The organism is Collinsella aerofaciens, assembly GCF_901212495.1.
GTDB classification, from domain to species: Bacteria; Actinomycetota; Coriobacteriia; order Coriobacteriales; family Coriobacteriaceae; genus Collinsella; species Collinsella aerofaciens_H.
The window spans coordinates 132,041-155,334 of sequence record NZ_CAAKNY010000041.1 but is presented as its reverse complement, the minus strand read 5'-3'; the positions used below and the strand labels follow the sequence as shown (position 1 = coordinate 155,334).

Genomic DNA, 23,294 nt, shown 5'->3' with positions numbered 1-23,294 from the left:
CATGCCGAGGGCCTGGGTAGCGTTAGACATTCTTGTTACCTCCTGAGTAATTTCCTTGGGTGCAGGCGCGCCTGCAGGTTTGGTAGCGGGTGCTTCCTTTGCGGAAAGCTCGACCTTGAGCGGCGCGGGATGCTCTTCGGCCTCGCGCTGCGCCTTGGTCTCGTTCTCGTTGAGTACAGGTGCCGCAGGTTCCGATTTGGTCTTTGCGGCCGTTTTCTTTGCAGCAGACGTCTTTGCCGACGCGGACTTTGCCACGGTCTCCTTTTTGGAAGCCGCCGCAGGCTTTGCGGAGGTCTCCTTCTGAGCAGCCGCCGGCGCAGATGTGGGCTCCTTCTTTGCGGCGGGAGCCTTTGCGGGAGCTTCGGTCACCTCAGGAGCTGCCTTCTTGGCGTTCTCCTGAAGCTTCTTGCTCCCGCCGGTACCGGATCCACGCGTTGCCATGGCTTACTTAGGCCTTGGCACCAGGCAGGATGGACTCGACGGAGCCGTCGGGGCGCGGGATGACGTGCACGGAGATGAGCTCGCCCACGCGCTGGGCGGCGGCTGCGCCCGCGTCGGTTGCCGCCTTGACGGCGCCCACGTCGCCGCGGACGAAGACGGTCACGAGGCCGCCGCCAATTTCCTCTTTACCCACGAGGGTGACGTTTGCGGCCTTGACCATGGCGTCGGCGGCCTCGACGGAGCCGATCAGTCCACGGGTCTCGATCATGCCGAGGGCCTGGGTAGTGTTTGCCATTTTTGTTACCTCCTATTTCGCAGAGATCTACTTGATGATCTCTACAACAGAACCGTTTTTAATACCGAAGGCATTTGCCTCTTCGGTGTCGATATGACAATCGAGGGCGCTCGTGTTGTTGGCACGCACGACCACGTTGTCAAGACGTCCACCGCGCTCGCCGCCAAAAGCAATCGACACGACCTGGCCGTCATGAAGCCCGCGTTTGGCGGCCTCGTCGCACGTCATATGAATATGACGCGCAGCAACGATGACGCCTTGGGACAGGGCAACGGTGCCATGGGGGCCAGCGAGCGTGATGCCCGGCGTGCCCTCAAGCTTGCCGCTCATGCGCACGCAAGCAGGAACGCCCAGCTTGAACGTATCGCCGCGCAGCACCTCAACCTGAGTGGACGGGCGCACGGGACCAAGCACGCGCACGCGCTCGATAACACCCTTGGGGCCCACGAGCGTCACTGTCTCTTTGGCGGCAAATTGTCCGGGCTGGGAGAGCGCTTTGATGGGAGCGAGCTCGTAGCCGGCTCCAAACAGAGCCTCAAGGTCCTCCTGGGACAGATGGACATGACGACCGGACACGCCAACGCTCACCGTCAACGGGGCGGCATGCCCAAGAAGATCCTCAACCTGCTGTTCGCTCCAAATGCCGGTGTCCAGAGCGGCGCGAATAAGGCGCTCGATCTCCTCGGCACTCATAGCGGCCTCGTGCTCCTCGTGATGCTCGGGCTTGCGGGCAACAGGTGCCTCGTGATGCTCGAGCGCAGGCTCAGCCGCCTTGTGCTGCGTCGCTGCGGGCGCGGCACCAAAGACCAGCTTGACGCCCAACTCGGCAGCTTCGTCTTTGGCCTGCGGGGTCACGATGGTGTTGTCATCGATCGCCAGCACGCCACCATGCTCAGCCGCCGCCTTCACGTCGGCCGCACTGATCAGTCGTTTCATCTCTTCCTCCTTTCCTACAGACTCACGTCTTCGTCGATAATTCCTACAATGGCCGCATCCACGGGTGCGTTCTTACCAAAGGTCTCGCGCATGAAGTGGTAGGCAGCCGAACCCGTAGCCACAAGCACGCGGTCTCCGGTTCCCGCGCTGATGGTGTCGACGCACACCAGGCGACGTCCGGATTCCGGGCCGTCGATGACCTCGACGCGCATTAACTTCATGCCGTCGAGCTCCTCGTACTTACGGGTCGCCCAAATGGAATCGATGAGCTTACAGATGAGCATTGGCGCCGTCCCCTCCTTCCTTGATGCGTTCCAAACACTCCATGACCTCCGCCGTGTCTCCGGCGATGGCCAGAAGAATCATGTTTTGCGGGCAGCTCCCGCGAATATCCGTGACCTCGACGCCCGCCGTCTTCTCGGCGATGTCGCTCGCAACAACCATGTCGATGAGCTTTCCCTGCACAAGGCCCACGGCCGCCGGCAGGAACTCCTCGTTCCAACGATTGCCCGAGCGCTGGCGCAAGATCGCCATCGTGCCGGGAGCAGGCGCCTTGATGACCTTGATATCAAGCATCGAGGTCACCTGCGGCAGCGGCCTGGCATCCCAAGGCAATGCCCAGCGGCGTCACGAACATGGGGTGGTTGGGCTTGTGCACCGGGATACCCAGTGTCTTCTCAACCGGAGCCTCGATGCCCGTGAGCTCGGCCGTGCCGCCCACCAGGACAATCTCCGGTACGTCATAGCCATCGATGGCACGGGCGATAATGCTTGCCACCTTGTCAATCGTGGGCTTGACGACGGGGAAAATCTCACGGTGATGAGCAGGGTCGCGCTTGTAGAGCTCGGCTTCGTCAAAGCTCATGCCGCGAGCACCGGCCAGCACAAGGGAGAAGTGCGTTCCGCCCGTAGACTCGTCGATGCACTCCACCACGCGGCCGTTCTGGATGACGGAGATGCCGGTGGTGCCGCCGCCGATATCCACCACGGCGCCATCGCGTGCACCGATGAGCAGATTTGCGGCCGTGGGCTCGTCAAAGACGGCAACCACGTCGAGCCCCGCTCCCTCGGCGACGTTTTTGACAACGCCGCCGTCAAGACCCTCGGTTCCCGGAGGAAGGGCCACGGCACAGGGCTCAAGCTCGCGCCCGAGCCGCTGTTCGAGCTCCTCCTTGAGCTCGCGCGCGATATCGACCGCACCCATGTAGTCGACGACCATGCCGTCCTTGACCACGCTGGCAAAGCGATACGCGCAGGCCACAGGCTCACCCGCGGCGTCAACCACAGCGAGCACGATAAATGCGGTGCCCACGTCAAGACCGCAATACAAGGGCTCGTCGGCGCTTACCGGGCGCGGGCTGCCCACACGGTCGAGCAGATCTTGAAGGCGAGCGTTGGCGGCCTCGAAATCAACCATGGTGCGCCTCCCCTGCGACCTTTTCCAAACACGTAGCCAGGCACGCACGACAGCGAGTCACGCTTTGCGCCCACGCGTCAACGCTGGCATGGCCCTCGGCCGTCATCTCGCCCGCAGCCTGCGCCCAAAAGCGCTGCGTGCGCGCGAGCTCGGCTTCGAGCAGCGCCATCTCGTAATAGAGCGGGTGCACTGCCGCGGAAAGCGGCGGGAGCACGGGCGCTGTCAAAGCGTCGCCTGCGGCTTCGCATTCGGAAAGGAGACCGCCCAGGTCGGTGTGGTTTTGCCACAGGGTTCCCAACGTGTCGCACACATGGGCGATATCGTTCTCGATTCCCAGGGCGTTGCGGCCCAGCATGCGTAGTCGGGCACCCAAAACGGCGATATCGTCGTAAAACGATGCCAGGGCATCCTCGGCGCGGGCCGCAGCGGCGGCAGGATCGTGCACAGAGGTGTCAGCATTGCCGCAAGCAGCCCCGTAGCCCTCGTTAAAGTCGATGTGAAAATCGATGAGGAACTGACGGGCGCTCGGGGTGAGTTTGGCGTCCTCGGGCAGCGTATAGCTGGAAAAATGTTCCCGGTTGTACGCGCCGCGCAGCTCGTTTTCGGTTACATAGAACATAGGTGTCTCCTCCTTTCTGGTTATCGGTCACTCGTTGGGTGCGACGTTTCGCACCCAGTCCAATAATTCGTTCACGCCCTCCCCGGTTGTTGTCGAAAGGCAAAGTGCCATATCGACGCCGGCATCCACGAGCCTGGCCAGCCCTTGCTCGCGTTCCTCTTCGCTCAGCAGGTCGCACTTGGTAAGCACGCCCAAGCAGGGCTCATTGAACGCACGGGCAAAACCGCTCGAGTAGAGCGTCTCGCCGCTCGCCCCGTCGATCAAAAGGAGCACCCCAGAAGCCTGGTTTTGCGACAACATGATCACGATGCTGTGCATCCAGTGGTTCTCGATATAGCTCCCCGGAACCTCGAAGCTGCGCGAACGATACAAGCAATCTTCCCGATGCTGATGGTCGGAGGGCTCCCCCTCCACCAGATCGGAGATCGTCGACTTACCCGATCCGGGCAAGCCGATGACCATAAGGCGATCTCCCATCACGACCTCGTGACCTCATGAGCACGAAATCCCAGGCCGTCATGGAGAACGCGAACGACCTCCTGCATCGACGTCTCGACGCTTTGCACGTCGCCCAAGACCACCACAGCACCGGTAAAGCGATCGAGAAACCCGATGCTCACCGGAGCCGCCTTCGCGGCGATATCGGCCGCGATAATGGAGGTCTCCTCCGGCGACAGCGTGAGGATGCCGATGGATTGGCCATGCGGCACGCCGATGCGGTCGTAGATATCCGGCGCGGGAGACGCGATGACGTGTGCCAACACGACTTCCTTACCGTCGACCGACTCTTGGATGATGCGCTGAAGATGCTCCATGCCCCACCCCTAGTGCCGAACGAGGTTGACCTTGAAGTCCGCCTCGGAGATCCAGCCCTCGATGCGGTTTAGGTCGTCCTCGGAAAGCGACGGGTCGCCTTCGATCTCGTAGTCACGGCCGAGCTGCGCGTACTTGCCCACGCCCAACTTGTGGTACGGGAGCAGGTCTACGCCGTCGAAGTTCTTCTGGTAGCGATACGGCGTGAAGAACTCGATCATGGCGTCTATCTCGGCCTTGTCATCGTTCACCCCGTGAAGCAGCGGCATGCGCACGCGCACGTTAAAGCCGTTTTCCAGCAGGGCACGGATGTTGGCGAGAATCTGCTCGTTGTTCACGCCGGTCCACTGCTTGTGCTTGACCGGGTCCATCTGCTTGATGTCGAACAAGAACAAGTCAACGTAGCGCGCGATATCAAGAATCGTCTCGGTCTTGGTGTAGCCGCATGTCTCGATCGCCGTGTGGTAGCCGCGGTCCTTGCAGGCCGTAAGCAGGGCGCGGGCGGCCTCGGGCTGTGCCAAGACCTCACCGCCGCCCAGGGTCACGCCGCCACCGGACATACGGTAGAAGTCCGCATCCTGGTCCATAAACGAAACCAGGTCGCAGATCTTGCGATCCTCGCCCATGATGGAAAGCGCCTTTTGCAGGCAGGCCTTCTCACAGGCACCGCAGCCCAGGCACTGCTTGGTGCGGTCCACCACATGCTCGCCATTGACGAACTGGTGAACCCCTGCGGGGCACGCCTCGACGCACGCCCCGCAGTTCACGCAAGCAGTCTGCTTGAACATGACCTCAAAACCACGATGCTGGCTCTCGGGATTGGAGCACCACTTGCAGCGCAGAGGGCATCCCTTGAAGAACGCGATGGAGCGAATGCCCGGGCCGTCGTACATGTTGTACTTCTGCGTATTGAAGATGCGCGCGCGGCGCTCGAGGCTCTCTTCCAGCTGCTCGCTCATGTGCGTCCTCCTTTCTGTTGGGGTTGCGCCCATTTGGGCTTGAGTGGTTACGTGCTTAGAGCTTGGTCAGCATCGTGCGGCTGATGATCTCGTCCTGAACGTCCTTGCACAGCTCGACGAAGAACGCGCTGTAGCCGGCGACGCGAACCACAAGGTCGCGATGCTCCTCGGGATGAGCCTGGGCGTCGAGCAGTGTCTGGTTATCCAGGTAGTTGAACTGCATCTCGCCGTTGCCGTACATGCAGGCCGTACGCAGAAGCGTGACCAGGCCGTTTTCGCCCTCGGGGGTATCCAGCAGGCCGGCCATGAGCTTGAAGTTGTGCACCATGCCGATGTTCATGCTGTCGTTGCTCATCTTGGAGACCGACTTGATGATGGCTGTGGGGCCATTGTGGTCGGCACCCTGGGTGGGGCTGATGCCGTCGGACAGCGGGGTCCAAGCCTTGCGGCCGTTGGCAGAAGCGCCGGTCATCTGGCCAAACGGGGTGTTGTTGGAGATGGACAGCGTGCCGTGGGACAGGCGCGAGTACAGGGTCTTGAACTGGCTGTGGATATGCTCGGTGAAGTAGACGATGTCCGCCACGAAGTGATCGGCATAGTCGTCGTCATTACCGTACTTGGGGGCGTCCAGGCAGTCCTGACGCATCCTCTCATAGCCCTCAAAATCGGCCTTGAGGCCCTCGTTGAGCTCGCACAGCGTGTACTTGTGGTCGTCAAAGACGAGCTTCTTGATAGCGGCCATGGAGTCGGCATAGGTAGCAAGACCGCTCCACACGACACCGGGTCCGAAGTTGTACATGGCGCCGCCGGCAGAGACGTCCTTGCCGGACTCCATGCAGCCCTCGAACATGATGGACATGAGGGGCTTAGGAGCCATGTCGCGATGTACGCGCTGCGAAATCACCGTCATGACGCTCGTCCACTTGGTGATGTAGTAGATGGTGCTCTTGACCGCAGCCTCGAACTCCTCAAAGGTGTGGTACTGGTCGAGGTCGCCCAGGTCGGGGGTAACCTGCTTGCCATACCACAGGGGCACGCCGTGGTTGAGCGTGAGCTCGATGGCGATGGGCCACTGAGTGTAGGAGGTGGAGGTCCACTGATACAGGCGGCCGGACTTCTGCGGTTCGACGCAACCCATCATGCAGTAGTCGCGTGCGTCCTCAACAGAAACGCCCTTGGCAAGCATCATCTTGATGTGTGTGTCGTCAAAGTGGCAAGCGGGGAAGCCCATGCCGGAGCGAACAACGTCGACGATCTTGCGCAGGTACTTCTCGGGGCTCTTGTTGTGAATACGGCAAGCCAGGGAAGGCTGGTAGATCTTGACGTGACGAACGGCGTCCATCAGCAGGTAGGTGAGGTCGTTGGTGGCGTCGGCGCCGGAGCGGGTCACGCCGCCGAGCGTCATGTTGACGAACGGCTGATAGCCGGCGAAGAACTTGGAAGCGTCCTCGGAGGTAGCCCACATCATCTCGCTCATCTTGATGAGCATGCAGCCGGCGATATCAAAGGCCTGGTAGTCGGTCAGGCGGCCAGCCTCTTTGTCGGCCTTGTAGAAGGGATACATATACTGGTCAACGCGGCCGATGGACATACCGGTCTGGTTCTCCTCGACCGGCAGCAGGCTCTCGACAACCCATACGGACTGCACGGCCTCCCAGAAGGTGCGCGGCTTGTGAGCAGGCACGTTCTTGAGGTTCTCGCAGATCTGCAGGAGCTCGGCGCGGCGCTTGGGATCGCTGCACTCCTGGGCCTTCCGGCAAGCGAAGTCGGACAGACGGCGGGCGTAGATCATAACGCCCTCGGTGGTGTCGATGACGGACTTGTAGAAGTAGATCTTGTCCAGATCATCGGGGTTTGCGTAGTCAAGGTGCTTGAGGTGCTCGCGAGCCTCGTCCTGGATGTCCTGCATGCCCTTCTTCATCAAGATGACGTCATAGCCGGGGTTGGAGTCGCCGCCGCCGTTCACCTGGTGATAGGAGCAGTCGGAAACAAAGGACTCACCGGAGAGCTCCCAGCCGCCGCACTCGCGGTACTGGTCCTCGCAGACCTCGTCGAGCGACTTGCCCTCCCAGAACGGGAAGAGCTCCTCGCGCATGTACTTCTTGTCCTCTTCGGAGATGTAGAAGGGGTCCTGAGCGCGCGTGCCAATGGTGTCGAGCTCGTCGCGCAGCCAACGCCAGGCGATATCGGGCGAGAAGGCGCCGGCGCGCGGAGCACCCGTGGGGTTGCCGACGATAAGCTCGTCGTCCTGGATGATCAGCGGGGCGGTCTCGCAGCAATAGCGGAAGCACTTGGCACGCAGCTCGATCTTGGGCATGCCCGGGTTCTTGCAGGTAAACTCGGTGACGGCGCGAGCGCGGTAGGTGGTGATGGAGGGAACCTGCTTGAGGAAGTTCTGCTTCAAGCGCAGATGACGCTCGGTAGGTCCGTTGGGCACCTCGGTGCACTCGGCGTGGGCGACGGTGCTGTCCAGGGGGCGATCAAGCTGGTCGGCAACCTTGCTGAACATCGCACGGACGTTTGCACGCTGCTCTTCGCTCATGTCCTTGGTGGCGTCGGACAGCTGCTTGGCAAACTCTTGAATATCCATCAGTACTCCTTTTCTTCTAATCGGTCATGTTTTTAAGCAGGCTTGCAAACCATGTGTTGTCCTGCGGGGCAACTTCTGTTGCAGGCTGCTGTTCGGTCATATGTGCGACGATCTTCCGATCCGGCACCCGGTTGAGACCGGCATCCTCGAGAAGAGAAAGATCAGAAGACTCGAGGCTGCACCCAACCTGGCGCCGGCGGATAAAGTCGCGATAGGTCACACCCAGATTCGAGGTAGTCGCGCTTTCCCAGCCGGTAACAGTGAGGGTCTTGGGCAACGTGGAATGGCAGCCGGTAGCTCCCATGCCGGTGCCCACGTTCACAAGAATGCGTCCCACCGGCTTTTTGAGCACAAACTGACGAACAACTTCGCCATCGCGCGAGAAGATCGAAAGCGCATTGCCCGAGCCGCTATTCAAGATCAGCTCGATGCACTTCTCGCAGGCGTCACGCCAGTTCTCCTCCACGTAGTAAGACAGCACGGGGCCGTACTTAGTGCGCGAGAAAAAGCTGCGCTCGGAGACATAGGGCTTCTCGGCCACGAGCACGCGCGTAGAGGCAGGCACCGCGATGTCTGCACGACGAGCCAGGTCGCATGCCGATTTGCCAATGAGCTCACGATAGGTGCGCCCGTCCTCGCGAAAACACACGTGGTAAAGACGCTGGCACTCCTCGTCGGAAAGGAAGTAGCAGCCGCGGTGCTTGAGCTCGGTCTTAAAGGCCTCGTCCACAGCTTGCTCGACTACAACCGACTGCTCGGCGCCCGGCAGCATGCCGTAGCAAAACGACTTGCCGCACACAACTTCCTCGGCGCACAGGGCCAAATCGGCGGTTTGCTCCACAAAGACCGGATTGTTGCCAATCGATGCGCAGTACACATCCTTGCCCGTGGTATCGGCCACGTGGATGTGCTCGCACTCGCGCGAATCAATAAGCACGCGAACGGCCGGCTGAGCCGCCAACCACTCTTCACCCTCGGGGGCATAGAGCTCCAGATACGTGAGGGCGTCGAGCGGATAGTGGCACTCGGCGGCAACATGGCGCACGTCCTCGATAACGGCCTTGCAGGCGGCATGTGTACGCTGGCGAGCCGAGAAGACAATCGGGCTCTTGGATGCAACGGCACACACAAGCTGCGAAAGCATCGTGGGAATGCACAGCCAATCGGGCAAAAGCGAGACGACCGTGCCCTTAGAGATGCCCACCTCGACGGAATGCGTGGTGCTGCGCGAGTAGAGCTCCTGCGTGGGCATCTGGGCGTACACGTCGTCCAGAAGCTCAGTGAGCACCCACTCGATGAGGACCTGTTCGTCCTCAGCGTTGCCGTAGTCGCTCTCGTCTACGGCAAGTTGAGCATACGAGGCAGCATGCGGAAGCAAGCGCTCGCGCAGAGCCTCCAAAAATCCGTCGATAAGCGTGCCGGGCAGACCCTCGAGAGCTTCCCTCGACTCCTCGGCGTGCTCCAAAAGGATGCGCGCCTCCTGAACGGAGCGAAGATCGGTGTCAACAAGGGACATGGCACACCTCCTTAGTAGGGAAGCAGGTTCTCAAGACGGTAGCGATCGGTGATCTTCTTCAGATCGGGATGCGGGCGCGGGATGACAACCGAGCTGTAGACCTCGGCGCCCAGGGCCTCGACGGCCTCGACGCCCGCGTGAACGGCTGCCTCGACGGCCGAGACATCGCCCTCGACAAGAATCGAGATGTAGCCGGAGGCGGTGTTCTCGTAACCAATCAGGTTCACATCGCCGGCCTTGCACATGGCGTCGCCAGCTTCGAGCACCCACACGAGGCCAAAGGTCTCGATGGCACCGAATGCGTTGCCTTTGCTTTCAGACATCAGGACCTCCTAAAAATCCACATCGTGGACGGAAACAACATCGCCAATAGGCGGAACGGGGCGCTTCATGACGTTTTGCGCCGTGACCTTGCCGATGGCCGATGCGGCCTCGACGCCTGCCTTGACGGCGGCCTCGCATGCAGCGACATCGCCCTTGACGATGACGGTGACGAGCGTGGAGCCAACGTTTTCATAACTCACGAGCTCGCAGTCGCCCGCCTTGAGCATCTTGTCGGCGGCTTCCAGAGCCGGAACCATGCCGAGGGTCTCAATGAGGCCGATGGCCTCTTCGCCGGTATAGCGCATGGGGTAGCTCCTTTCCTATTTGATGTAGGAATTGATGGTGTCGCGTTGCTCTTGATCAGCGCTGTAGTAGACACGGACCTCGCCCGCGCCGTCCAGGTCAAAGCGGGACTCGCTGATCAGACCGTTCTTCTCGGCGGTCATCAGGGCCTCCTGCATCTTGGGCTTGGTAAAAGCGGTAAACGAGGAGTACTCGCCCTTGAGGGCCTCCATGACGTCGTCGGCGCAAGCCTCGTCATGGCAGGTAAAGTACTTGAGCATGGCATAGTTCAAAGGCAGCACGTTACTCACCGTCCTTCTTCAGGAGGTCCATCGGGTTCACGGCGATCAAAAAGATGCCGATAAGGTTGACGATGGCAGCGACCCAGGCGATGGGAGCCAGCGCATAGCCGTCAAAGCCCATGACCAGGCCGAGGATGATCCAAGTGGCAAGCGGAGCGGTGAAGGTATAGGTGCCGTTGATGGCCATACCCAGGGCGGTGCCGCACATGGCGTTAGCGCGGTACCAACTCATGAAGGAGAGGTAGGCGGCGGCGCCGGAGACGGCGAAGAAGATGACGGAGGGGCCGTCGGTGAGCGCCTGGGCAACATAGGTGTAGCTCTGGGCAAGGGTGCCACCGCACACGAGGGTGAGGATCGGCAGAACGATGATCAGGTTGCCGATGCCGGAGACGAGCTGACGGATATTGATGGCGATCTGCGAGTCGATCATGCAGGTGGCGTAGCCGCCCACGCAGCCTTCGATACCCCAGCACAGGGCGGCGAGAAGAGCCAGGCCCAGACCAAGTGCCATGCCCGGTGCAGCCTCGCCGGTGAGGCCGGTGCTTCCGATCATTACGCCTGCGATGACGCAGATCACGATACCCGCGATAACACGGGGGCCAAGCGGCTGCTTGTAGAGGATGCGAGAGAGGATTGCGCCGATTGCGGGGTTTAGAGCCGCGATGGGCACGGCAAGGGTGCCGGCCTGAGAAAGCGCGATAACGTAGGCAGCAGAGGCAATGGGGCCGCCGATGAAGGCAGCAAGGATCACGATGCGACCGGGCTTGGAGGCGATGCAGCGACCCAGGTCGGCGATCTTGCCCTGCTTGAGGGTAACGAGCGTGGCCCAGATGGCGCTCAGGGTATCGTTGATGCCCGAGGCAATCGTAGGCAGGATGAAGACGACGACCAGGCTGGTAGATGCGAGCGCACCAAACCAATTGCCCCAGACGCCAAAGAGCTGACCACCAGTAACGAAGGCAGTGTACAGCGCGTACATTATGCTGGAGAGCGCCGCGATAGCGATGCCTTTCTTGAAGAAGCTTGCGTCGAGCGCCTTCTTCTTTTTGATCGCAAGTGCGCGATCAGTTGGAGCTGTTGCGGTTGTTTCCATGCAAGCGGTCTCCTTTCCATCATTGATCGTTTGTTGGACACAGGTGTCGACTCCCATGGCGTTCAATGACTGAAATGCTAGAAATTGACGCGGGCGTGAAAGAAAGGAATCGACCGTTTGTATTCCGTGAACGGCATTAGCCTGCGTTTTTTGACCGTTTGGCGCTCACGAACGGTCAAAAAACGGCCGCAAACGGCATAAGTGCTTCCATTCTCATATCATTTGTCGGCAGCAAGGTTATCGCTCACACCAAGGTGCGCGCACATTAAATCCCCCCTGACAAAGCGAAGGCTTCTCTAATGGCAGCTGAGACTCTCCCTGTTAAAAGTGATAATCGACCGCAAATCAAATGAGGATTCCCCTCACATTGCGAAGCAATTTAGAAACAATTACCTAACGTTAAAGTGTCGAAACCAGCACACAATAAAAGGACCGTATCGCGCACGACACGGTCCAGAACACAGCAGAAGTCCATGGGTTGTTTTGTCATATTTTTGGGACGTGAAGGCTGCTCCCCCGCACCCCAAAGCTGCATAGCGGCGTTGAAAAAACTAGGCTTCGCCGTCCTTTCGCACGGTCTCCACCTCGTCAAATGCCGCCTTCATGGTCTTGTTGCCCCACGTGAGCTTGCGAATGGTAAGATCGTCGGCCTTCTTGTTTGCCAAGCGTAGATTGTTCTCGGAGGACAGCAACGCCTCCTTGGTTTTCTGCAGATGGCTAATCGTCTTGTCAATCTCATCGATCGCCGTTTGGAACTTGCGGCTCGCGATCTCGTAGTTGCGGCCGAAATCGTTCTTGAACTTCTCCATTTTGGCCTCGAAGTTCGTGACGTCGATGTTCTGCTGCTTGTACTCCGCCAGCTCCTGCTTATAGCGCAACGAACCCATGGCAGCGTTGCGAAGGAGCGTGATCATGGGAATGAAAAACTGCGGGCGGATCACGTACATCTTCTCATAGCGGTAACTCACGTCCACGATTCCCGCGTTATAGAGCTCGCTCTCGGGCTCGAGCAGGGTGCAGAGCACCGCATACTCGCAGCCTTTCTGGCGACGATCGTGATCGAGTTTCTTAAAGAAGTCCTCGTTTTTATGCTTGGTCGCGGTCTCGTCGTTCTCGTTTTTCATCTCGAACATAATCGAAATGACCTCGTTGCCGCTCGCGTCGCACTCGCGGAAGATAAAGTCGCCCTTGGTACCCTCGGACGCATCGTTATCCTTCTCGAAGTACGCGTTAGGAAATGCCGTCATGCGCAGACGGTTAAACTCGGTCTCGCAGTGCTGCTCGAGCGACTCGCCCACCATCTTGGTAGACAGGCGGACCTTCATGTCCTTAAGGCGCTCAATCTCTTCATCCTTGTAGCGAATCAGGTCATCACTCGCGCGCTTGGCCTGCGCAAGCTCGAGCTCGTGTGCCGCCTTGGCCTGTTCCTCGCGAGAATCGCGCACCGCCAGCTCGCTCGTCAGTTTGGCACGCGCCTCATCGCGCTCACGCTCCGCCGCGGCGACAGCCTCCGATAGGTTCATTTTGGCCGTCAGCTCCTGTTCGCGCAGCTGCACACGCAGGCCCTCGGCCTCTTGCTCGGACTGAGCCTTTGCTGCGGAAAACTTCTCCTGCACCTTCGCGCGGTAGTCTGTGAGTGTGCGTTCGGCCTCGCTGCGAGCGGCATCGAGCTCACGCTGCGACTCGGCCGCAGCGGCGGCAAGGGCCATCTCCTGGGCCTTGTCCGCCGCGGCAAGCCTAGCCTGCAGCTCGGCAATCTGCGCATCCCGTGCAGCTAAATCGTTTTGAGCGGCATTGCGCACCGCCGCCTCGGCGAGTTTGGCTTCGTCATCCTTGCGCCCCAGCCGCGCGCGCAAGTTGTCGATCTCGCGCTGGAGCTCTGCGTTTTCCTTCTGCGCATCCGCACGGGCCTCAACCGCCGCACGCTGGCTTGCACTCTCGCGCTCTGCGGCAGCACCCTCGAGCTTGACACGTAACTCAGCAAGTTCGGCATCGCGCTTGGCAACCTCTTGAGCCAGCTCCTGAGCTGCAGCATTCTTCTGCTCGACAAGCTGAGCGTCGTGCTGAGACTCTGCCTTTTGCAAGGCAGCCGTCGAGCGCGAGCGTTCAAGCTCCAACGCCTGCTCGCCCTCGCGCTGGACTGCCCTCACACGCTCGTCCAGGTCGCGCGAGAACTCGGCGTCGCGCACCTGCTTGACGATATCCGCATAACCGGACGCATCGACCTTAAAAACTTCGCCGCAATGCGGGCACTTAATCTCGTTCATGGCAGCTCCTCGATGGACGCAAATTTCAACCGCCTACACTCTACCGCGCCGCGCGGACAAAAAAGGCGCCGCCGCCATAATGGCAACGGCGCCAGAACCACGACAAAGGTGCCTGGCCCATCTTGTGGTGGTTCGAGAATTACAGCCCAAAAAAGCCGAGAATCTGGTCTCGGCTTACGGGCTTATACCCGTTGGCGTCGAGGCCCACATCGTAGCGAAAAATGGGTCGCTCGCGATCGCGGTTGCGTGCGTTGGTGCGGTCTCCCCTGCTGTGGATATGCCCGTGCAGCATGATGGCACCACGCGCCTTGCCGTTCCAGCTGAGCATGGGGTAGTGGCTCATCACCAGACGATGGCCCTTGGCATAGCCGGGAGCAATCTCCAGGTAATCGCGCACGTCTTCCCAAATTTGCGGTACGTCGGGATCTTCCCAGTCACCGTCATGGTTACCACGGATGAGCGTCACGTTCTGGCATTTGATACGCTCGCGCAGGCGCACCGCTTCCGCCAGGGGCAACCGATAGGTAAAGTCTCCCAAGATATAGAGGCGGTCGTCCGCCGACACGCACTCATTGATGGCAGCGATGACCTTGCGGTTCATCTCCTCGACCGAATCAAACGGTCGATCCATATCGTGCAGGATATTCGTATCGCCCAGGTGCAGGTCGGCGGTAAACCACATCATCGTCTATGCCCTCATTTCGCAACGCATATAAGACCTGTTTAGTATACAGACGCGACGATGAGACAGTCATCCAAAGAGCCCGCCGAACAGACCGCGGTGGCGCTTGTCTTGCTTCTTCGAAGCGTCACCCTGAGTTTTCTTGCCCTGCCGCTTCTTACGGTCCTGCTCCAACTCATCGTCATCGAGCAGCATATCCCACTCAAACGGATCATTCGTCAAATCGAACAGATCGTCGTCATCAAACATGGCTGCCTCCCTTGCAGACTAGCGAGCATCCACCACACAGTTGAGAAGTCTACAGACCCGTGCGGACACAAATTCATCCTGTCTGCGCCTTTCAATCGTTTGCCGCAACGCTTGCGCGACGGAACGCTTGCAGATAAGATAGGAATACGGATGGCACCCGTGGCAGCGGGTCTTGCCAACTCCGATACACGTTTTCATCGTGAGAAGTGGCCATCTTCGCTTACGCGGGGGCAGCCACTTTTTATCCCTATGCCATCTGTTTCTAATGCACAAACATGCGCACGAACTTGTGCTTCCAGCTTGTGTAAGGGGCATAGCGGAATGGCACGTCCAGCCACGTTGCCTTGTTCACGATGCTCTTCTTGTGGCTAAACGCATCGAAGCTCTCGCGACCATGGTACTGCCCCATGCCGCTCGCGCCCATGCCGCCAAAGCCCATATGACTCGTAGCCAGATGCATGATGGTGTCGTTGACGCAGCCGCCGCCAAAGGGCACGTAGCGCACAAAGCGCTGCTGAACCGCGCGATCCTGGCTAAAGATATACAGGGCCAGCGGCGTCGGACGATTTGCAATAAACGCCTCGGCCTCGTCGAGGCTCTCAAACGTCAGCACCGGCAAGATGGGGCCGAAAATCTCCTCCTGCATCACGGCGTCATCGGGGGACACGCCGTCCAAAATCGTCGGCTCGATCTTGAGCGAAGTCTCGCGCGCGGTACCTCCAAGCACGACCTTATCGGGATCGATCAGCCCGCGCACGCGCGCAAAATGCTTGGCGTTGACGATATGCCCGTAATCCTCGTTATCGAGCGGATGCTCGCCAAACATACGGCGGGCCTCCTCCTTGATGAGGCCCAGCAATTCGTCGTGCACGCGCGTATCGACCAGCAGGTAGTCGGGCGCCACGCAGGTCTGCCCCACGTTGAGCCATTTACCAAAGGCGATGCGCCGTGCCGCGACCTTCAAGTTTGCCGTCGCATCCACGATACAGGGGCTCTTTCCGCCCAGCTCAAGCGTCACGGGCGTAAGGTTTTTGCTCGCACGCTCCATGACGAGCTTGCCGACCGGAACGCTACCGGTAAAGAAGATCTTGTCCCAGCGCTCATCGAGCAGCGCCTCATTCTCGGCGCGCCCGCCCTCGACGACCGTCACCAGGCGCGGATCAAATGCTTCCTCGCAGATTTGCCTGAGAACTGCGCTGGATGCCGGAGCATAGGCACTCGGCTTGATGACCACGGTGTTACCCGCAGCGAGCGCGCCGGCGAGCGGCTCGAGCGTCAGCAAAAACGGATAGTTCCAAGGCGCCATGATCAGCGTGACGCCATAAGGCACGGCTTGCGTCTTGCACACGCTAATAGCATTGGCGAGGTCGCAGGGGTGCAGGCGCGGGCGGCTCCATCGGACCACATGCGCAATCTGATGGCGAATCTCGGAAAGCGACGTGCCGATCTCGCACATATACGCCTCGTCATGCGACTTACCCAAATCGGTCTTGAGCGCATGGGCGATATCGCCCTCGTGCGCACGAACCGCATCGCGCAGGCGCACCAGTGCGCGGCGGCGAGCATCGACATCAAACGTGGCATGCGTCTTAAAATAGGCGCGCTGATCGGCAACGACGCGCGCGATCTCCTCGGTATTCATGGACCCTCCTAGTTCTCGCCCTCAAACATACCACCCGCGACGACCGCGTACATACGCTCAAGCTCCAAACGGTCCATCAAAAGTGGAACGGGATATAGCGGATTGGCCTCTGTATCGGCATGGGCCGCCATTTGCGGAATATCGGAGCGGCGAATACCCAAGACATATTTGGGAATTCCCAGGGCCTCATTCATACGGTCGACCCAATCGATAAAGGCCTCGGCCGCAAGACTGTCCTGCGCGGTAGCCGGCGCAATGCCCGCCATGCGGGCGAGATCGGCGAGTTTAGGAGCAGCAGCTTCGCCATAGGCGCGAAGCATATGCGGCAGGATGATAGCGTTGGCCAAGCCGTGCGGAATCCCGCAACGCCCGCCCAAGCTGTGTGCGATGGCATGCACATATCCAACATAGGAGCGCGTAAAGGCAACACCCGCCTTATACGCCGCCGAAAGCATATTGCGGCGCGCACGCATGTCGTCACCATGCTCATAGGCCTCGAGCAAATTGTCGCGGATGAGCCGGACCGCCTGACGCGCCATCTTGCGCGTGTAGGGCGTGGTGCTGCGTCCGATAAAGGCCTCGACAGCATGCGTCAGGGCATCCATACCCGTCTGCCCCGTAATGGCGGCAGGCAGGCCGCGCGTAAACTCGGGGTCGTGCACCGCAAAGCGCGGGATGAGCACAAAGTCGTTAATGGGGTATTTATAGTGCGTCTCGGCATCGGTGATAACCGCCGCGAGCGTGACTTCGCTTCCCGTACCAGCGGTAGTGGGAACCGCAATAAGCAGCGGCAGGAGACGGTGGACGCGCAACAGGCCGCGCATCTTGTTGATGGGCTTGTTTGGCTGCGCAATGCGCGCCCCCACACCCTTGGCGCAGTCCATGGCCGAACCGCCACCAAAGCCGATAATGGCCCGGCAGTCGTTCTCGCGATACAGCGCCGCCGCTTCCTCCACATTCGAGACCGTGGGGTTCGCACGCGTTTCGGCATAGACCGTAACGCCAATCCCCTGAGCCGTAAGCGCGCGCTCGAGTGATGCTGTGAGCCCCAAACGTGCAATACCAGGGTCTGTCACGATAAGGACCTTCTGGATCGAGCTCTTTTGAAGCACCGCGGGCACATCCTCGGCATGCTCCAAAATGCGCGGCTCGATATAGGGCAGGATCGGCAATGCAATGCGAAAAACCGTCTGATATGTTCGGCACCAGGCGCGACGGGCTAGATGCATAGAGGAAACTCCTTTATTTGTTGATAGGTCAACATTTTGCTCGACCGATTGTACTCATCGGCGTCCGTATATGGCTTGCCAACCGTTAATCAATCAACATCTTCATATGCTTAAAAATATTTATTAAAAATCATTCCTAATAGGCTTCACTTTCAGTCTCATTTATGGATAATAGAACTCGTTAAGACGCACGTCCGGAGAGGGCCCTTATGGGACCGGGCGAGCGCACCATCGCCATCGATCGAAGGGATCGAATCATGAAATTTGTTTGCCCCGTTTGCGGTTATGTTGAAGAGTACGACGGCGACCAGCTGCCCGAGGATTTTAAGTGCCCCCAGTGCGGCGTTCCCGGTTCCCGCTTCCTGAAGCAGGATGAGGGTGGCTTTACTTGGGCTGCCGAGCACGTTGTGGGCGTTGCCAAGGAGGGCGTGCCCGAGGACATCGTCGCCGACCTGCGCGCCAACTTTGAGGGCGAGTGCTCCGAGGTCGGTATGTACCTGGCCATGGCCCGCGTCGCTCATCGCGAGGGTTATCCCGAGGTTGGCCTTTATTACGAGAAGGCAGCCCATGAGGAGGCCGAGCACGCCGCCAAGTTCGCTGAGCTCCTGGGCGAAGTCGTGACTGACTCCACCAAGAAGAATCTCGAGATGCGCGTTGAGGCCGAGAATGGCGCCACCGCTGGTAAGACTGATCTCGCCAAGCGTGCCAAGGCTGCCAACCTCGATGCCATCCACGACACCGTCCACGAGATGGCTCGCGACGAGGCTCGTCACGGCAAGGCCTTCGAGGGCCTGCTGAAGCGCTACTTTGGCTAAGCCAGCCGCCTGAGAGACACTCTCTAGCTCGATAAGGCCCGGACCGCACGGTTCGGGCCTTTTTCGTGCCTCACAGAACTTGTTAACGCCATGAAATAGGACCACCTTAGGCCTCGGCTTCTCATCAAAAACTAAGTGAGTAGACTTTTTAGAACTTGCCGAGCAGGCCATCTATATTGCTTTATAAAGTCGCAGGTAAATGACTTGTTGCAAACCGGCCTGGTCGACATCACGCCAAAAGTCTACTCACTTAGATCCGCAGCCGTCCACGATCGAGCTGTTTTGTGTCTAACGGGCATCTTTCCGTCGATTACTCCCAGTTTTGACCAGTCCACGAATAGCTCAGACCGGAGTAATGCCTCAGCCCTTTGCTCATCCGAGCTTTTATCACGATATTCAACATCGAGCATCCTGCATACGGCCTTAACGATCGCGCGGAATCTATCCTCATCGGATATCTGTCTGTGCGTCAGGAGAAGTACATCATAGCCCATGGCCTGAAGGGCCGTCATGCGGTCAGCGTCACGCAAACCATCCCCTGCGCGTCCGTGCGAGGCCTTTCCCTGACATTCAATGGCCACCTGTCGCCTGCCGTCCGGCGAAGAAAGAAGTAGGTCGATATACACACGCGACTTTCCTACAATCGATCGAGCACTTGTGCTTAGCGCCACTTCGACATTGAGTTCTATGCCGCAAAAACCTTCACCTCCCAGGGATCGCGACAGTCCAAACAACAAATACGCCTCAACCTCAAAAGGCGATGCGGCGCCCAATGGAACGAGATGCGATACCGCCATAAATCGATTGCCGTAACGCATCCCGCAAACATCTGAACAAAAACGGTCAAGGTCGCCGCCCAAAACCAAAGCGTCTCGACGCCATAAGTTTGAGGCGGTACCGTCCTCGGACGGACAGCGCGACCAGCCCAGCGTTGTCGAAATCGCGCCCGAATCAATTGCACGCGAAAGCTCCGCCTCAAGCGCCGCCGGCAGAGCACACACCGCAAACAGGCCGCACATTTCCGCCAATACCAAAAGAAGCTGAAGATCCGTCAAATGCCGCGACATGATGAATGCCGTCAGTAGAGGAGATGTAATCAAAAATCCATGCTCCGTTTCCAGCACAGATTCCCTGGGGAGCTCGCCAAGAAACAGCCGCTGCCTCATGCTGACAGAGCATGTCCGCTTGCTTCTCGTCCGAACCAATGTATACAGCGGAAAGCCAAGCACAACCGCAGCCGTCGGGTTACGGGAGAGGTCATATCGCTACCGGTCTTCTTCTGGTCGTGGAAGCGGCGGACACAAAGCGCGGACTTGAGGGGGCAAACGCCAGTACCTAAAAGCCGATATGTCACAAAGTAGATCCTTCATAGGCACAGGAAAACACGGATTTCAACACAGCCGGTCTCGCTATGGCGCAAACGCACCAAAAATGGTGCCGAACGGACTGCCAAGTTTTCAACAGCCCTCCCCAACTGACCAAAAGCTTGCCAAGAACTGGACGGGACCCTGTTGAAAACCCCATTTTTTTCTCGTGCGGAAGCTTTGCGCGGCAAGTGAGTAGACTTTTTGGAACATCCCGAGCAGACCGATCATCCTGCTTTTCAAAACCGCAGGTAGACAACTTGCTACAAAACCGTCTGGTCGCCGAAGTTCCAAAAGCCTACTCACTTAGGTTGCAGAGTGCCCCCATTAGCTGCAATTCCAAGGTATTAAGCACATTTGGACTCAAATCGTCATACTGGACAAGGATTCGAGTCGGGTTTTCAGGGACAGATGCGCCATCGGCACACCAATAACAGTCACTGATATCGACAAAAGGGATACCCGAGCGCGTGAGGGCCTGTGCAAAAGAGCTTCCGCCCGTTCCACGCTCCGCAACCACAGTGCAGTAAAGGCCTGCGTCTGCATACTCGATCGAGACCTCCCCCGCCGGAAACGCTTTCCGTACAAGTGCCGCCAGGCCATCACGCGCCTCGCGAGCACGAACGCGCACGCGGTTCACATGCCGCTCGTAATCACCCGATTCCAGCAAACGCGCCAAAGCGACCTGGTCAACAGAGCTCACCGACGAGGCGTAAAAACCAAGGTTGCGCTTAAACCGCTCCATTAGCTCATCGGGCAACACCATGTACGCTAGACGCAACGCCGATGACAGGCTCTTCGAAAACGTGTTGGTGTAGATAACAGACTGGGCGGCATCGATCGACGCGAGCGCGGGAATCGGCTTGCCGGCAAGGCGAAACTCACAATCAAAGTCATCTTCGATGAGATACCGACCTGGTCGCTCGGCGGCCCAGCTCAACAGCGCATATCGGCGCGCGATACTCGTCACAAGGCCGGTTGGATACTGATGGGACGGCATCAGGTGAAGGACGTCGGTCCCGGTTTTCTGCAGAGTGCTCAGGTCCACGCCGTCATCATCCAACGGGATATGTCGTACTTGGCAACCCATAGCCTGATAGATGCGCGTCAGGCGCAAATACCCCGGATCCTCAACGGCATACACCTTGTCGGCTCCAAGCAATTGAACCAACATGGTATCGAGCAGCTGGGCACCCGCACCGATAACAATGTTGTCGGGGTCGACATTCATGCCCCTCGTCCCGCGTAGATGGTGCGCAATCGCACGTCGCAGCCGAGCGGTGCCCTGCGCCGGCGCGGGCGAAAAGATTTCACGTTCGTCTTCGGATGTCAGCGTCGCCCGTAGCGCGCTTTGCCAAAGCCGCGCCGCCTCCAAAGCGGAAGGAGAAAGAGCATCGAATTGCTCGACCCGTCCGTTGACATCATGCGCGCCGAGGTCCACAGAGACGGCATCTCGATCGATACTCCCCGTAACCAAAGGCAAAACCGGTGCATCCGGAAGCTTGCAAGCGTAGTAGCCACGCCGCGGCATTGAACAAATATAGCCCTCGGCAAGTAACTGGCTATATGCATTCTCGATAGTAATGACACTGATTCCCAGATGACTGGCAAAGGCGCGTTTAGACGGCAGATGCTCTCCCGCCGCAATGCGCCCAGCAACGATATCATCTCGAATTTGCTGGTAAACATACTCATAGAGCGATGCCTCGCCGCGTTGTTCCAAATTATAGTCAAGCATGAGTTTGTCACCTGACCTTATCGAGTCATTCAATCTGACATTAGTCTGACCTTATTATTATCTCGAAAACTGAGTATTTCGCCATACCCAGCTCCCCGATAGGATGTTCCGTCAAGCAATGCACATGCCAACCAAGGGAGCAACCATGGCAGAGCAGACCAGCAAGGCCGATCGCGTCAAACTCAACCGCGAGCTCGCGCAGATGCTCAAGGGCGGCGTCATCATGGACGTCACCACGCCTGAGCAGGCACGCATCGCCGAGGAGGCAGGCGCCTGCGCCGTCATGGCTCTCGAGCGCATCCCGGCCGACATCCGCGCCGCCGGCGGCGTGTCGCGCATGAGCGACCCCAAGATGATCAAGGGCATTCAAGAGGCCGTCTCCATCCCCGTCATGGCCAAGTGCCGCATCGGCCACATCGTCGAGGCGCAGGTCCTTCAGGCCATCGAGATCGACTACATCGACGAGTCCGAGGTTCTCTCCCCCGCCGACGATGTCTACCACATCGACAAGACCCAGTTTGACGTCCCATTTGTCTGCGGTGCCCGCGACCTGGGCGAAGCGCTGCGCCGTGTTGCCGAGGGTGCCACGATGATCCGCACCAAGGGCGAGCCGGGCACGGGCGACGTGGTCCAGGCCGTGCGCCACATGCGCAAAATCCAAAAGCAGATCCGCGACGTTGTTGCCCTGCGTGACGACGAGCTCTTTGAGGCAGCCAAGCAGCTGCAGGTTCCGGTCGAGCTGGTGCGCGAGGTCCATGCCACGGGCAAGCTTCCCGTCGTGAACTTTGCTGCCGGCGGCGTAGCAACCCCCGCCGATGCCGCGCTGATGATGCAGCTGGGCGCCGAAGGCGTCTTTGTCGGATCGGGCATCTTTAAGAGCGGCGACCCGGCCAAGCGCGCGGCCGCCATCGTCAAGGCTGTGGCTAACTTCACCGACGCCAAGCTCATCGCCGAGCTTTCGGAGGATCTAGGCGAGGCCATGGTCGGCATCAACGCCGACGAGATCGAGATCATCATGGAGGAGCGCGGACGCTAGTCCGGCAGAAAGGATCGCACATGAGCGATTACACAGACCAGACGGTCGCCGTGCTGGCGGTCCAAGGTGCTTTTGCCGAGCACGAGGCGAGGCTGTCCGAGCTGGGCGCACGTTGTATTGAGCTGAGGCAGGCGGCCGATTTGAAGCAGGACTTTGACCGTCTGGTACTTCCCGGCGGCGAGTCTACCGTTCAAGGGAAGCTGCTTGATGAGTTGGGCATGCTCGAGGAGCTTCGTGCCCGCATCGCTGAAGGCATGCCCGTCCTGGGCACATGCGCCGGCCTGATTCTGCTGGCTCACGACCTTGCCGCCCATGACGATAAGGGGACGCCGCGTTTGGCAACCATGGATGTACTTGTCGAGCGCAATGCCTACGGCAGGCAGCTCGGCAGCTTTCGAACCAAGGGGCAGGTAGCCGGCATCGACGGTGAAGTGCCGCTGACGTTTATCCGCGCGCCCCGCATCGTCGAGGTCCACGGCGACGCCAAGGCCTTAGCGAAAGTCGACGGGCGCATCGTCGCCGCCCGCCAGGGCAACCAGCTCGGCGTAACCTTCCACCCCGAACTCGATGAAGACACCCGTCTCCACGAACTGTTCCTACAAATGTAGGCGGAATAGAAACGAGAATGGATACTCTCGTTCTATTTAGTCGTTGGGGACGTTCTTAAACGACTACTCAAACAAGA

25 protein-coding genes and 1 pseudogene are annotated in these 23,294 nt (G+C 59.3%); 3 read left to right on the top strand and 23 right to left on the bottom strand.

Annotation, left to right across the window (positions count from 1 at the left end):
- From SFLMC1_RS04970 to SFLMC1_RS04870, 21 genes and pseudogenes are all read right to left on the bottom strand, one after another.
- Positions 1 to 441 (bottom strand): annotated as a pseudogene (locus tag SFLMC1_RS04970) (hypothetical protein); the annotation flags it as partial.
- A 7-nt stretch (positions 442 to 448) separates the two neighbouring features.
- On the bottom strand, positions 449 to 736 hold the full coding sequence (locus SFLMC1_RS04965; RefSeq protein ID WP_075844449.1) for a BMC domain-containing protein: 288 nt from the start codon (positions 734 to 736) through the stop codon (positions 449 to 451).
- Positions 737 to 763: 27 nt separating this feature from the next.
- The gene (gene pduL / locus SFLMC1_RS04960) at positions 764 to 1,672 is read right to left on the bottom strand and encodes a phosphate propanoyltransferase (RefSeq protein ID WP_222838032.1); all 909 of its coding nucleotides are present in this window, start codon (positions 1,670 to 1,672) and stop codon (positions 764 to 766) included.
- Between the two features lie 14 nt (positions 1,673 to 1,686).
- On the bottom strand, positions 1,687 to 1,956 hold the full coding sequence (locus SFLMC1_RS04955; RefSeq protein ID WP_040221112.1) for a EutN/CcmL family microcompartment protein: 270 nt from the start codon (positions 1,954 to 1,956) through the stop codon (positions 1,687 to 1,689).
- A complete protein-coding gene (locus SFLMC1_RS04950; protein ID WP_075844452.1) occupies positions 1,943 to 2,248 on the bottom strand; it encodes a BMC domain-containing protein in 306 nt (101 codons plus the stop codon). The genes SFLMC1_RS04955 and SFLMC1_RS04950 overlap by 14 nt, the downstream gene beginning before the upstream one ends.
- Positions 2,241 to 3,089, bottom strand: coding sequence for an ethanolamine utilization protein EutJ (gene eutJ / locus SFLMC1_RS04945; RefSeq protein ID WP_152074328.1), 849 nt, complete (start codon positions 3,087 to 3,089; stop codon positions 2,241 to 2,243). The genes SFLMC1_RS04950 and eutJ overlap by 8 nt, the downstream gene beginning before the upstream one ends.
- Positions 3,082 to 3,708 (bottom strand): hypothetical protein, encoded by a 627-nt coding sequence (locus tag SFLMC1_RS04940; RefSeq protein WP_152074327.1) that lies wholly within the window; start codon positions 3,706 to 3,708, stop codon positions 3,082 to 3,084. The genes eutJ and SFLMC1_RS04940 overlap by 8 nt, the downstream gene beginning before the upstream one ends.
- Positions 3,709 to 3,735: 27 nt before the next feature.
- Positions 3,736 to 4,185, bottom strand: a complete 450-nt coding sequence (locus tag SFLMC1_RS04935) for a EutP/PduV family microcompartment system protein (protein WP_226814269.1) — start codon at positions 4,183 to 4,185, stop codon at positions 3,736 to 3,738.
- The gene (locus SFLMC1_RS04930) at positions 4,185 to 4,523 is read right to left on the bottom strand and encodes a BMC domain-containing protein (protein WP_022387084.1); all 339 of its coding nucleotides are present in this window, start codon (positions 4,521 to 4,523) and stop codon (positions 4,185 to 4,187) included. Before SFLMC1_RS04930 ends, SFLMC1_RS04935 begins: the two co-directional genes overlap by 1 nt.
- 9 nt (positions 4,524 to 4,532) lie before the next feature.
- Positions 4,533 to 5,480: a choline TMA-lyase-activating enzyme gene (gene cutD / locus SFLMC1_RS04925; RefSeq protein ID WP_152074325.1), complete on the bottom strand. Its 948-nt coding sequence runs from the start codon at positions 5,478 to 5,480 to the stop codon at positions 4,533 to 4,535.
- A gap of 55 nt (positions 5,481 to 5,535) precedes the next feature.
- Positions 5,536 to 8,070, bottom strand: coding sequence for a choline trimethylamine-lyase (gene cutC / locus SFLMC1_RS04920; protein WP_152074324.1), 2,535 nt, complete (start codon positions 8,068 to 8,070; stop codon positions 5,536 to 5,538).
- 16 nt (positions 8,071 to 8,086) lie between these two features.
- Positions 8,087 to 9,586 (bottom strand): aldehyde dehydrogenase, encoded by a 1,500-nt coding sequence (locus tag SFLMC1_RS04915; RefSeq protein WP_152074323.1) that lies wholly within the window; start codon positions 9,584 to 9,586, stop codon positions 8,087 to 8,089.
- Positions 9,587 to 9,597: 11 nt separating this feature from the next.
- Positions 9,598 to 9,909: a BMC domain-containing protein gene (locus tag SFLMC1_RS04910; RefSeq protein ID WP_022387080.1), complete on the bottom strand. Its 312-nt coding sequence runs from the start codon at positions 9,907 to 9,909 to the stop codon at positions 9,598 to 9,600.
- A gap of 9 nt (positions 9,910 to 9,918) precedes the next feature.
- Positions 9,919 to 10,215 (bottom strand): BMC domain-containing protein, encoded by a 297-nt coding sequence (locus SFLMC1_RS04905; RefSeq protein ID WP_022387079.1) that lies wholly within the window; start codon positions 10,213 to 10,215, stop codon positions 9,919 to 9,921.
- Positions 10,216 to 10,230: 15 nt separating this feature from the next.
- Positions 10,231 to 10,503, bottom strand: a complete 273-nt coding sequence (locus SFLMC1_RS04900; protein WP_226814268.1) for a hypothetical protein — start codon at positions 10,501 to 10,503, stop codon at positions 10,231 to 10,233.
- On the bottom strand, positions 10,496 to 11,587 hold the full coding sequence (locus tag SFLMC1_RS04895; protein ID WP_152074322.1) for a hypothetical protein: 1,092 nt from the start codon (positions 11,585 to 11,587) through the stop codon (positions 10,496 to 10,498). The genes SFLMC1_RS04900 and SFLMC1_RS04895 overlap by 8 nt, the downstream gene beginning before the upstream one ends.
- Before the next feature lie 551 nt (positions 11,588 to 12,138).
- On the bottom strand, positions 12,139 to 13,854 hold the full coding sequence (locus SFLMC1_RS04890; protein WP_152074321.1) for a DUF2130 domain-containing protein: 1,716 nt from the start codon (positions 13,852 to 13,854) through the stop codon (positions 12,139 to 12,141).
- Between the two features lie 139 nt (positions 13,855 to 13,993).
- Positions 13,994 to 14,539 (bottom strand): metallophosphoesterase, encoded by a 546-nt coding sequence (locus SFLMC1_RS04885; protein ID WP_152074320.1) that lies wholly within the window; start codon positions 14,537 to 14,539, stop codon positions 13,994 to 13,996.
- Positions 14,540 to 14,605: 66 nt separating this feature from the next.
- Positions 14,606 to 14,785: a hypothetical protein gene (locus tag SFLMC1_RS04880; RefSeq protein ID WP_152074319.1), complete on the bottom strand. Its 180-nt coding sequence runs from the start codon at positions 14,783 to 14,785 to the stop codon at positions 14,606 to 14,608.
- 262 nt (positions 14,786 to 15,047) lie between these two features.
- On the bottom strand, positions 15,048 to 16,427 hold the full coding sequence (locus tag SFLMC1_RS04875) for an aldehyde dehydrogenase (RefSeq protein WP_152074318.1): 1,380 nt from the start codon (positions 16,425 to 16,427) through the stop codon (positions 15,048 to 15,050).
- Between the two features lie 8 nt (positions 16,428 to 16,435).
- Positions 16,436 to 17,656 carry an iron-containing alcohol dehydrogenase gene (locus SFLMC1_RS04870; RefSeq protein WP_152074317.1) on the bottom strand — a complete coding sequence of 407 codons (1,221 nt, stop codon included), beginning with the start codon at positions 17,654 to 17,656 and terminating at the stop codon, positions 16,436 to 16,438.
- 254 nt (positions 17,657 to 17,910) lie between these two features.
- Between SFLMC1_RS04870 and SFLMC1_RS04865 the strand changes: the two genes are divergently transcribed.
- Positions 17,911 to 18,471 (top strand): ferritin family protein, encoded by a 561-nt coding sequence (locus SFLMC1_RS04865; RefSeq protein ID WP_187323865.1) that lies wholly within the window; start codon positions 17,911 to 17,913, stop codon positions 18,469 to 18,471.
- Between the two features lie 242 nt (positions 18,472 to 18,713).
- Here SFLMC1_RS04865 and SFLMC1_RS04860 read toward each other — a convergent pair whose 3' ends face one another.
- Positions 18,714 to 19,595: a hypothetical protein gene (locus tag SFLMC1_RS04860; protein WP_152074315.1), complete on the bottom strand. Its 882-nt coding sequence runs from the start codon at positions 19,593 to 19,595 to the stop codon at positions 18,714 to 18,716.
- Between the two features lie 538 nt (positions 19,596 to 20,133).
- Positions 20,134 to 21,573: a PLP-dependent aminotransferase family protein gene (locus tag SFLMC1_RS04855; RefSeq protein WP_152074314.1), complete on the bottom strand. Its 1,440-nt coding sequence runs from the start codon at positions 21,571 to 21,573 to the stop codon at positions 20,134 to 20,136.
- A 145-nt stretch (positions 21,574 to 21,718) separates the two neighbouring features.
- On the opposite strand from SFLMC1_RS04855, the gene pdxS reads away from it, so the two are divergent.
- Both pdxS and pdxT read left to right on the top strand, forming a co-directional pair.
- Entirely contained in the window at positions 21,719 to 22,609 is an 891-nt protein-coding gene (pdxS, locus tag SFLMC1_RS04850; protein ID WP_022094325.1) for a pyridoxal 5'-phosphate synthase lyase subunit PdxS, read from the top strand.
- A 20-nt stretch (positions 22,610 to 22,629) separates the two neighbouring features.
- On the top strand, positions 22,630 to 23,217 hold the full coding sequence (gene pdxT, locus SFLMC1_RS04845; RefSeq protein WP_152074313.1) for a pyridoxal 5'-phosphate synthase glutaminase subunit PdxT: 588 nt from the start codon (positions 22,630 to 22,632) through the stop codon (positions 23,215 to 23,217).
- Positions 23,218 to 23,294 lie beyond the last annotated feature (77 nt).

Coding starts and splice junctions, on each gene's coding strand:
- pduL (WP_222838032.1), bottom strand. CDS start 1,672: ATGAAACGACTGATCAGTGCGGCCGACGTGAAGGCGGCGGCTGAGCAT.
- SFLMC1_RS04940 (WP_152074327.1), bottom strand. CDS start 3,708: ATGTTCTATGTAACCGAAAACGAGCTGCGCGGCGCGTACAACCGGGAA.
- SFLMC1_RS04915 (WP_152074323.1), bottom strand. CDS start 9,586: ATGTCCCTTGTTGACACCGATCTTCGCTCCGTTCAGGAGGCGCGCATC.
- SFLMC1_RS04965 (WP_075844449.1), bottom strand. CDS start 736: ATGGCAAACACTACCCAGGCCCTCGGCATGATCGAGACCCGTGGACTG.
- cutD (WP_152074325.1), bottom strand. CDS start 5,480: ATGAGCGAGCAGCTGGAAGAGAGCCTCGAGCGCCGCGCGCGCATCTTC.
- SFLMC1_RS04875 (WP_152074318.1), bottom strand. CDS start 16,427: ATGAATACCGAGGAGATCGCGCGCGTCGTTGCCGATCAGCGCGCCTAT.
- cutC (WP_152074324.1), bottom strand. CDS start 8,070: ATGGATATTCAAGAGTTTGCCAAGCAGCTGTCCGACGCCACCAAGGAC.
- pdxS (WP_022094325.1), top strand. CDS start 21,719: ATGGCAGAGCAGACCAGCAAGGCCGATCGCGTCAAACTCAACCGCGAG.
- SFLMC1_RS04880 (WP_152074319.1), bottom strand. CDS start 14,785: ATGTTTGATGACGACGATCTGTTCGATTTGACGAATGATCCGTTTGAG.
- SFLMC1_RS04855 (WP_152074314.1), bottom strand. CDS start 21,573: ATGCTTGACTATAATTTGGAACAACGCGGCGAGGCATCGCTCTATGAG.
- SFLMC1_RS04935 (WP_226814269.1), bottom strand. CDS start 4,185: ATGGGAGATCGCCTTATGGTCATCGGCTTGCCCGGATCGGGTAAGTCG.
- SFLMC1_RS04890 (WP_152074321.1), bottom strand. CDS start 13,854: ATGAACGAGATTAAGTGCCCGCATTGCGGCGAAGTTTTTAAGGTCGAT.
- SFLMC1_RS04955 (WP_040221112.1), bottom strand. CDS start 1,956: ATGCTCATCTGTAAGCTCATCGATTCCATTTGGGCGACCCGTAAGTAC.
- eutJ (WP_152074328.1), bottom strand. CDS start 3,089: ATGGTTGATTTCGAGGCCGCCAACGCTCGCCTTCAAGATCTGCTCGAC.
- SFLMC1_RS04910 (WP_022387080.1), bottom strand. CDS start 9,909: ATGTCTGAAAGCAAAGGCAACGCATTCGGTGCCATCGAGACCTTTGGC.
- SFLMC1_RS04950 (WP_075844452.1), bottom strand. CDS start 2,248: ATGCTTGATATCAAGGTCATCAAGGCGCCTGCTCCCGGCACGATGGCG.
- SFLMC1_RS04870 (WP_152074317.1), bottom strand. CDS start 17,656: ATGCATCTAGCCCGTCGCGCCTGGTGCCGAACATATCAGACGGTTTTT.
- pdxT (WP_152074313.1), top strand. CDS start 22,630: ATGAGCGATTACACAGACCAGACGGTCGCCGTGCTGGCGGTCCAAGGT.
- SFLMC1_RS04905 (WP_022387079.1), bottom strand. CDS start 10,215: ATGCGCTATACCGGCGAAGAGGCCATCGGCCTCATTGAGACCCTCGGC.
- SFLMC1_RS04895 (WP_152074322.1), bottom strand. CDS start 11,587: ATGGAAACAACCGCAACAGCTCCAACTGATCGCGCACTTGCGATCAAA.
- SFLMC1_RS04885 (WP_152074320.1), bottom strand. CDS start 14,539: ATGATGTGGTTTACCGCCGACCTGCACCTGGGCGATACGAATATCCTG.
- SFLMC1_RS04930 (WP_022387084.1), bottom strand. CDS start 4,523: ATGGAGCATCTTCAGCGCATCATCCAAGAGTCGGTCGACGGTAAGGAA.